This window comes from Streptomyces sp. CO7 (assembly GCF_053474865.1).
Map to the genome: position 1 here is coordinate 1,180,991 of NZ_JBRIOU010000002.1, position 8,455 is coordinate 1,189,445.

At 73.4% G+C, this 8,455-nt stretch carries 8 protein-coding genes and 1 pseudogene; 5 read left to right on the forward strand and 4 right to left on the reverse strand.

The features are described from left to right. Positions 1 to 226 precede the first annotated feature (226 nt). Positions 227 to 1,498 (reverse strand): PucR family transcriptional regulator, encoded by a 1,272-nt coding sequence (locus ACOV8S_RS07310; protein WP_448316811.1) that lies wholly within the window; start codon positions 1,496 to 1,498, stop codon positions 227 to 229. Between the two features lie 198 nt (positions 1,499 to 1,696). Between ACOV8S_RS07310 and ACOV8S_RS07315 the strand changes: the two genes are divergently transcribed. The 5 genes from ACOV8S_RS07315 (at position 1,697) to ACOV8S_RS07335 (ending at position 6,648) form a co-directional block, all read left to right on the forward strand. Continuing rightward, positions 1,697 to 2,548 carry an ABC transporter ATP-binding protein gene (locus ACOV8S_RS07315; protein WP_448316812.1) on the forward strand — a complete coding sequence of 284 codons (852 nt, stop codon included), beginning with the start codon at positions 1,697 to 1,699 and terminating at the stop codon, positions 2,546 to 2,548. Position 2,549: 1 nt separating this feature from the next. After that, a complete protein-coding gene (locus tag ACOV8S_RS07320; RefSeq protein WP_448316813.1) occupies positions 2,550 to 3,254 on the forward strand; it encodes an ABC transporter ATP-binding protein in 705 nt (234 codons plus the stop codon). A 15-nt stretch (positions 3,255 to 3,269) separates the two neighbouring features. Beyond that, positions 3,270 to 4,148 (forward strand): branched-chain amino acid ABC transporter permease, encoded by an 879-nt coding sequence (locus ACOV8S_RS07325; protein ID WP_448316814.1) that lies wholly within the window; start codon positions 3,270 to 3,272, stop codon positions 4,146 to 4,148. 5 nt (positions 4,149 to 4,153) lie between these two features. Further along, positions 4,154 to 5,242, forward strand: coding sequence for a branched-chain amino acid ABC transporter permease (locus ACOV8S_RS07330; protein WP_448316815.1), 1,089 nt, complete (start codon positions 4,154 to 4,156; stop codon positions 5,240 to 5,242). Between the two features lie 62 nt (positions 5,243 to 5,304). Further along, positions 5,305 to 6,648, forward strand: a complete 1,344-nt coding sequence (locus ACOV8S_RS07335; RefSeq protein ID WP_448316817.1) for an ABC transporter substrate-binding protein — start codon at positions 5,305 to 5,307, stop codon at positions 6,646 to 6,648. Positions 6,649 to 6,702: 54 nt separating this feature from the next. On the opposite strand, the gene ACOV8S_RS07340 is transcribed toward ACOV8S_RS07335, so the two are convergent. The 3 genes and pseudogenes from ACOV8S_RS07340 to ACOV8S_RS07350 all read right to left on the reverse strand — a co-directional run bounded on the left by ACOV8S_RS07340 (position 6,703) and on the right by ACOV8S_RS07350 (position 8,405). After that, the gene (locus ACOV8S_RS07340) at positions 6,703 to 7,029 is read right to left on the reverse strand and encodes a DUF7919 family protein (RefSeq protein ID WP_448316818.1); all 327 of its coding nucleotides are present in this window, start codon (positions 7,027 to 7,029) and stop codon (positions 6,703 to 6,705) included. Further along, positions 7,017 to 7,280: pseudogene (locus ACOV8S_RS07345) on the reverse strand (DUF7919 family protein); the annotation flags it as partial. The gene ACOV8S_RS07340 and the pseudogene ACOV8S_RS07345, both read right to left, overlap by 13 nt. Before the next feature lie 3 nt (positions 7,281 to 7,283). Continuing rightward, positions 7,284 to 8,405, reverse strand: coding sequence for a GDSL-type esterase/lipase family protein (locus ACOV8S_RS07350; RefSeq protein ID WP_448317387.1), 1,122 nt, complete (start codon positions 8,403 to 8,405; stop codon positions 7,284 to 7,286). Positions 8,406 to 8,455: the final 50 nt, after the last annotated feature.

The following is an 8,455-nucleotide window of genomic DNA, read 5'->3' on the forward strand; positions in this document are numbered from 1 at the left end:
CATGACAAGACGGAGCGGCGTGCTGTACGTGTCGGACGACGAACCGTGGGCGTGGGCGTCGTGCGGTGGGTGTCGTGCGGTGGGCGACGTGCTGCGGGTGTCGGGCGGCGTGCTATGCGCGTTGAACGGCCGGGCAGGGAGAGACTGACGGCCGGGTGAGGGCCTGTCAACACCCCGCCGCGGCGGCAGAGGAGAGCACGGCCGGGCGCTGCGAACCGACAGAGGTCTAGGCCGCTGAAGGGGGCGCCGCCATCTCGCCGAGGGCGAGCAGGAGGCGGTCCCGGGGGTCGCGCAGGCTCCGGCCGGTGAGCTGCTCGATCTGCCGCATCCGGTAGATGACGGTGTTGCGGTGGCAGAACAGCTGCTTGGCGGCGTGGGTCGGCGACCCGTCGTGCGCCAGCAGCGCGCGCAGCGTGTCGAGCAGGACGGCCGCCTGGTGGGGCGGCTGGGCGAGCAGCGGGCTCACGGTCTGTTCCACCAGGACGGCGGTCGCCTCCGGGCAGGCGCGCAGCAGCACCTCCGGCAGACGGTCGGTCACCGGGACCACCCCGGTCGTGCCCCGCGGCACCGTGTCGGCCGCCTGCGCGGCGAGCCGGTAGGCGGTGGCGAAGCCGGCCAGGCCGTCGGGCGAGGCGGCCACCCCGGCGCGGCCGACGACCACCGGCTCCAGCGCGCGCACCAGGGCGCCCAGGTCGGTGCCGCCGGTACCGCCGGCGGCCACCAGCGCGAAGCAGATGTCGCCGCGGACGTGCCAGCAGGAGGTCACCCCGAGGCGCTCCAAGCGGTCCTCCGCGCCGCGCACCGGGCCGTCGGGCAGCCCGTCGAAGGGGGCGACCACGCAGGCCACCGGCTCGCGCGTGCCCAGGCCCAGCACCTCACGGGCCTCCGCGGCGAAGACCGGGTCCGCGCCGCGCCCCTCCACCAGGCCGTCCAGCAGGCGCTGGCGGCGTTGCAGGTCCCGGTTGTGGAGCCGGGCCTCCTCGCGGCGGTAGGACTCCACCAGCGTGGCGTTCTGCACGTCGAGCGCCGCCCAGATCTGCCGGCCGGCCAGCACCAGGACCCGGTCGTCCACCTGCTCGCCGGGCCGGCCGTGCCGCTCCAGCAACGCCTCCCAGAGCACCCGTGAGCCCAGGCTGTAGGCGTTCAGCACATGTTCCATGCGCACACCCTGGCGGGCCCGGCGCCGGCCGGTCTCCCGCCACAGGTACACGGTGCTCTCCCCGGTGCGGGCCAGACCCGCCATGGTGCGGATGCCGCGGTGGATGTGCGCGCGGACGCTCGAGCGGATGTCCGCCCGGAGCTCGGCGCCCGGGTCCCCGTGCCAGTCCTTGGCCAGCAGCGTGAGGGTGATGTCGTCGGCGATCGCGTCCGCGCGGGGCAGCAGGGAGGCCCAGGCGCTCTCGACGGCGTGACGCAGGTCCTCGTCGTGCCCGTCGCCCTCGGGGAACCCCGACGTCTCCGTCGACCGGCCGGTCGTCAGGCCCATGCCATCGCCCATGCCCCCGGAGGATGGCACGCGGCGCACAGCCACGCCAGAGGGACGCCGTCCCCAGGGCGCTGCGCACCAGCAGCTTTGTGCGCTCCGCCCATGTCGGAATCTGTGCACAGCGCCCACGGTAGGGGATCGCCGCAGCCGAACAGCCGGGTGCGCCGCCCCCGGGCGGCCGGCCCGGCAGGGGCAGACAGGGAGCGCGCTTTGAGCCCACCCACGACCGCGTCCACCACCGCCACGGACCGCCCCGGCGGGCCCTGCGCCCTCTTCTCCGTCACCGACGTGTCGGTCCGGTTCGGCGGCGTCCGGGCGCTGTCGGAGGTGTCGCTCGACGTGGCGCCCCGCCAGGTGCTCGGCGTCATCGGGCCCAACGGCGCGGGCAAGACCACCCTGTTCAACGTGGCCTGCGGCTTCGTGCGCCCCGACAGCGGCCGGCTGCTCTGGAAGGGCGAGGAGCTCACCGGGCTGCGCCCGCACCGGCTCGCCTCCCTGGGCATCGGCCGCACCCTGCAGGGCCTCGGCCTCTTCGACCGGATGACCGTGCTGGAGAACGTCATGGTCGGCGCCGACCGGCACGCCCGGTCCGGCTTCGCCTCCGCCCTGTTCGGCCTGCGCCGCGGCGCCCGGGACGACGCCGCCCTGGCCGGCCGGGCCCGCGAGACGCTGGCCCGGCTCGGCGTGGAGCGCTACGCCGACCGCCTCCCCGGCAGCCTGCCGTACCCGGTCCGCAAACGGGTCGCCCTCGCGCGCGCCCTGGTCGGCGAACCGGAGCTCCTGCTGCTGGACGAACCGGCCGCCGGTCTCGGCGGCGACGAGATGGCCGAACTCGGGGAGCTCATCCGCGGACTGACCGACCGGATGGCCGTGATGCTGGTCGAGCACCACATGGACCTGGTGATGAGTGTGTGCGACGACATCACCGTCCTGGACTTCGGCCGCGTCATCGCCCGCGGCGGACCCGAGGAGGTGCGCCGCGACCCCGCCGTCGTCGCCGCCTACCTCGGCGAAGAGGTCGGCGACGAGGCCGGCGACCGGCAGCCCGGGACGGGGGAGTGACATGTTCGAAGTACGCGACCTGACGGCCGGCTACGGACCCGTCCGCGCCCTGGACGGGGTGTCCTTCACCGCCCCCGAGGGAAAGGTCACCGCCGTGCTCGGCGCCAACGGGGCCGGCAAGACCACCCTGCTGCGCACCGTCTCCGGCCTGGTGCGGGCCGAGCGCGGACAGGTCCTGCTGGCCGGCCGCGACATCACCCGCACGCCCGCCGAGGACATGGCCCGGCTCGGCCTGGCCCACGTCCCCGAAGGCCGGGGCGTGATCACCGAGCTCACCGTGGAGGAGAACCTCCGGCTGGGCGGCCTGCACCGCCCGGTCCGCTCCCGCGCCGCCGACGTCGAACGGATCTGCCGCCTCTTCCCGGTGCTCGGCGAACGCTACGACGCCACCGCCCACGTCCTGTCCGGGGGCGAGCGGCAGATGCTGGTCATCGGCCGCGCGCTGATGGCCGCGCCCAAGGTCCTGCTCCTCGACGAGCCCTCGCTGGGCCTCGCCCCGCGCATCGTGGCGCAGATCTTCGACCTGCTGCGCTCCCTGGTGGCGAGCGAGGGCCTGACCGTGGTGCTGGTCGAACAGAACGCCCGCAGCGCCCTGTCCATCGCGGACGCCGGGGTGGTGCTCAACCTCGGCAAGGTCGTCGTCGAGGCCGAGGCCGCGGTCCTGGCCGCCGACGAGAAGCTCCGCCATGCCTACCTCGGTTTCTGACCCACGGGAGACCTCGTGCAGCAGCTCCTGACCACCGCGCTCGGCGGACTCACCCTCGGAGCGGTCTACGCGGCGTTCGCGCTGGCGCTCTGCCTGATCTGGCGGTCCACCCGGATCGTCAACTTCGCCCAGGCCCCGATGGCCATGATCAGCACCTACGTCGCCCTGGTGATCATCGACGCGGGCCACTCCTACTGGATCGGCTTCGCCGCGGCCCTGCTCGCCGGCCTGCTGCTCGGCGCGGTCGTCGAACGGGTGGTGGTGCGGCCCGTCGAGGGCAAGGCGGAGATCAACGCCGTGATCCTCACCCTCGGCCTGTTCATCCTGCTCCACGCCCTCGCCGGAATCCTCTTCGGTTCCCGCTACCGCTCCTTCCCCGCTCCGTTCGGGGTCCGCGGTCTCACCGTCGGGGACACCTCCATCGCGCTCACCGGGTTCGGCGTCTTCACCGTCGTCGCCGTCATGGTGGTGATGGCGCTGCTGGTGCTGCTCTTCCGGTACACCGAGGTGGGCCTGCGGATGCGGGCCGCCGCCTTCAACCAGGAGGTCGCCCGGATCCTGGGCGTCAAGGTCGGCCGGATGCTCACCCTCGGCTGGGCGCTCGCCGCGCTCGTCGGCTCGCTCTCCGGGCTGCTGATCGCCGGCGGCAGCCTGGTCCACCCCGGCTACATGGACTCGGTGGTGGTCTACGGCTTCGTCGCCGCCGTGCTGGGCGGCCTCGACAGTCCCGTCGGCTCGGTGATCGGAGGCATGCTGCTCGGCCTGTCGCTCAGCGCCGTCAGCGGCTACCTCGGCTCCGAACTCGTGCCGCTCGCCGCCCTCCTGATCCTGATGGCCGTGCTGCTGCTGCGGCCCGGCGGCCTCTTCTCGCACCACGCGGAACGGAGGGTCTGACGACCATGCCCACCACCACCGACACCGCGGCGAAGGCCCCCGCCGCCAGGGACGCGGGTGCGCTCAGGCGCCGCTGGGAGCACTCCGCGCTCCTGCGCCACCTGACGTTCGCCCTGCTGGGCCTGCTCGCCGTCACCCTGCTGATGGAGACGACCGGCTCCTTCGTCAACTCCCAGCTGGCGTCGATGGCCTACCTCGGCATCGCGGCCGGCGGCCTGACCGTCCTCACCGGCCTCAACGGGCAGCTCTCGCTGGGGCACGGCGCGTTCATGGCCGTCGGCGCCTACACCACCGCGCTGTTCCTGGACGGGCAGACGCCCGCGCTCCCGCTCCCGGTCGTCCTGGCGGCGGCCACCCTGGTGACCCTGGCCGTCGGCGCGGCGGTCGGCGTCGCGGCGGCCCGGCTGCACGGCCCCTACATCGCCGGCGCCACCCTGGCGCTCGCCGTCGCGGTCCCCGGCGTGGTCCTGCACTTCGAGAGCCTCGGCGGCGAGCAGGGACTGGGCGTGCGGATGCCCGAGATCCCCGCCTGGGTGCTCGACGCCGCCTACTTCGTGACCGGCAGCGAACTCCACCCCACCAAGTACGTGGCCTACATCGGCTGGAGTGCGCTGGTCGTCACCTACGTCCTGCTCGCCAACCTGATGCGCAGCCGGGTCGGCCGCACCTGGCGGGCCGTGCGCGACGACGAGGTGGCCGCAGAGATCGCCGGCATCCACCTGGGCCGGGCCCGGGTGCTCGCGTTCGTGGTCAGCACCGCCTGCGCCGGACTGGCGGGCGGCGTGATGGCGATGGCCGTGCGGATCACCGCCCCCAGCGGCTTCTCGCTCACCCTCTCCCTGACCCTGCTCAGCGCCGTGGTCCTGGGCGGACTGGGCAGCCTGACCGGGGCGCTGATCGGCTCGGCCCTGCTGACCTTCCTGCCGCACCTGGTCACCGACCTCGGCGTGGACGCCGGACTCACCGACGTCCGGGCGGCCGAACTCGCCCCCGCGGTCTACGGGCTGACGATGATCGCGGTGATCCTCGTCGCCCCCGCCGGCATCACCGGCACCGTCCGCGGCCTCCTGCGCCGGCGCCGGGGCGCCGCGTGAGGCCCGCCGGCGCACCCACGCGGCGGCACCCCGGGCCGCATCCCACCGAAGGAGGCACCACCGTGCAACGAACGCGAAGGTACCGTCGGGCGACGGAACTCGTCGGCCTGCTCACCGCGGCCGCCCTGCTCGCCGCCTGCGGCGCCGGCGGACGGCCCGACGACGGCGAGGGGAGGACCACGCCCGACGTCGGGATCACCGAGGACACCATCAAGATCGGCGCGCACTTCCCGCTGACCGGTGTCGCCGCCCCGGGCTACAGCGAGATCCCCAGCGGCCACAAGGCCTACTACGACTACGTCAACGCCAACGGCGGAATTGACGGCCGCAGGATCGAGTACGTGGTCAAGGACGACGCCTACAACCCGACCAACACCAGCAGCGTCACCAACGAACTCGTGCTGAAGGAGGAGATCTTCGGCATGGTGGCCGGCCTCGGCACGCCCACCCACACCGCCGTGGTCGACTTCCTGAACGCGGAGAAGGTGCCGGACCTGATGGTCTCCAGCGGCTCGCTGATGTGGGGCGACGACCCCGCGAAGCGGCCGTGGACCTTCGGCTGGCAGCCGGACTACATGATCGAGGGCAAGATCATCGGTCAGTGGGTCAAGGAGAACATGCCCGACGCGAAGGTCGGCCTGTTCCTCCAGGACGACGACTTCGGCCGTGACGGCGAGGCGGGCGTCCGCAAGTACCTCGACGAGCAGATCGTCGAGACGGTCAGGTACACCCCGGGCAACACCGACGTCGCCCCGCAACTGGCCAAGCTCCAGGCCGCGAAGGTGGACCTGGTCCTCGGCTTCAACGTGCCCTCGTACACGGCGCTGAGCCAGCTCACCGCCATGAAGATCAATTTCAAGCCGAAGTGGTTCTACAGCAACGTCGGCTCCGACCCGTCCCTGGTCGGCTCACTGCTCGCCCGCTTCTCCGAGGGCAAGGTCAAGGGCAGTGCGGGCCTGCTGGACGGGGTGATGACCACCGAGTACATCCCCGGCACGGACGCCGCCGACAGCGAATGGCTCAAGCTGTGGCAGAAGGTGTGGGACGAGCACGGCGGTGAGGGCGAGCTCACCAACTACAAGATCTACGGCATGTCCCAGGCCTACACCTTCGTGCAGGCGCTCCAGGCCGCCGGGGACGACCCCAGCCGCGAGGGCGTGGTCAAGGCGCTGGAGAAGGTCGGCGGCAGCCTGGAAGGACCCGGACTGGCGCCGTTCCGGTACTCGAAGGACAGCCACCTCGGCATCTCCGGCATGGAGGTGGTCCGCCTCAAGGACGGCAAGGGCGAGTCCCTGACCCCCGTCCTGGTCACCGACATCGGCGACGCGCCGATCAAGGAGGACGACTCGGCGGCGAAGGACGCGCCGCCGGCCAACGGCATCCCGGACGTCCAGCCGGCGTCCTGACCGGCCCCGGCCGGGACCGACAGGGGGGTGGTGACGGCGGGCCCTCGCCCGCCGTCACCACCCCTCGTCGTCGATGTGCCGCAGGACGGCGTCCTCCGGGATCCAGGGAAACCTGACCCCGGGGAATCGCGCCTCCCAGGATCCGTACGGGTCGAAGGCGAGGACCGCGTCGACGAACGGCCGCGGGGGCCGGTAGCCGTGGCCGGTGACGTAATGGCCGACGAGCCGCGGAGCCGCGAAGACGACCCCCGGAGGGCCGGGGACACGGATCTCGCCGGTCCCCTGGCCCGGGTGCAGGTCCCCTGGCCCGGGTGCAGGTGCCCTGGCCCGGGGACGTACCAGGGCTCCGAGCCGGGAAGCGGCTCCGGGCAGAGGTCGCACTCATGGAGCCCCGTCATCTGGTTGACGCCCTGCGCCTCGACGACCGCCCGCAGCCGACGGCCGAAGGCGCCGGGGACCGGCCCGGCGGGCCAGGGCCGGCTCCCGTCCAGCCGGCCGACGTTGAGCCGCCGGTAGGCCGGGCGTAGGCGAACGAACCGCATGCCGTCGGTGACGTCCTGGAAGACGTCCTCGTCCGGTCTCCCGCTCGCGTCCGTCAGGTAGGTGTACGGGCTCAGGTCCTCGTAGAACATCCGTCAGCCGGCGAAGGGTCCGTCGGGGCCGAAGGCCTGACGGGCGAAGTTCTCGGCGATGCGGCGGTGCCCCTCGGGGGAGGGGTGGATGCCGTCCGGGAGAGGGAGCTCGGCCTGCTCCTGCTCGCCGAACAGCGCGAGGCCGTCGAGCAGGTGCAGGTTCTCGTCCTCCGCCGCGCGCTCCTTCACGATCCGTGCCAGGACCTCACGGATCATGGTCAGCGTCAGCCGGCCGGCCGGCACCTCGGCCGGGTCGCCGGTGGCCCTGAACCGCACCGACCCGTCGGCGAAGTCCGGCATCAGCGGGCCGGGGGTGTCCTCGTGCGTGGGGCACAGGATCGGCGACACGACCAGCAGCGGGGTGTCGGGGTGCCCCTCGCGGACGGTGTCCAGGAATCCGTGCACCGCGGGGCCGAAGGCCCGCAGCCGCATGGCGTCCGCGTTGACGATGTTGATGCCGACCTTGACGCTGATCAGGTCCGCCGGGGTGTCCCGCATCGCGCGCGCGGTGAACGGGTCCAGCATGGCACCGCCGCCGAAGCCGAGGTTCACCAGCTCCACGCCGCCCGCCGCGGCGGCCAGGGCCGGCCAGATCTCCGTCGGGTGCGTCGCGTGGGAGCCGTGGCTGATGGAGCTGCCGTGGTGCAGCCACACACGGCGGCCGCTGTCGGGGGCCGGCTCCACCGGGGCGTCGGTGCGCAGGGCGATCAGCTCGGTGACCTCGTTGTGCGGCAGCCAGATCTCGACGTCCTTGTCCCGCGCCGGCAGGCCGTCGAAGACCGCGGTGCCCGGGGCGCCCTCACGCATCTCGACGGACCCGTCGGTGAGGTCCACGGTGCGCACCCGGCCGCCCGGGACCACGCTCCGGCCGGCGAGGACGCCGTCGACCAGCAGGTCGTAGGACCCGTCCGCCGGTGCCGGCGCGCCCCGGTAGGCGCGCCGGGTGGGCAGGGCGTCCAGCTCCACCCGGGTCGCCCGGGTACGGAAGGCCAGCCGCACGCCCGAGGGCTGGGCCTCGGCCTGCGCCAGATTGTCGTCGGGTATCTGCCGCCGCGCGCGGGCCGGCAGCCGGTGCGGCAGCAGGCCGTGCCCGGTGCGCTCCACATCCAGGGCGCCACGCAGCAGCTCGGCGGTGACCGCAGTGGTGACCGTGGCGGGGGCCGTGGTGGTGGGGG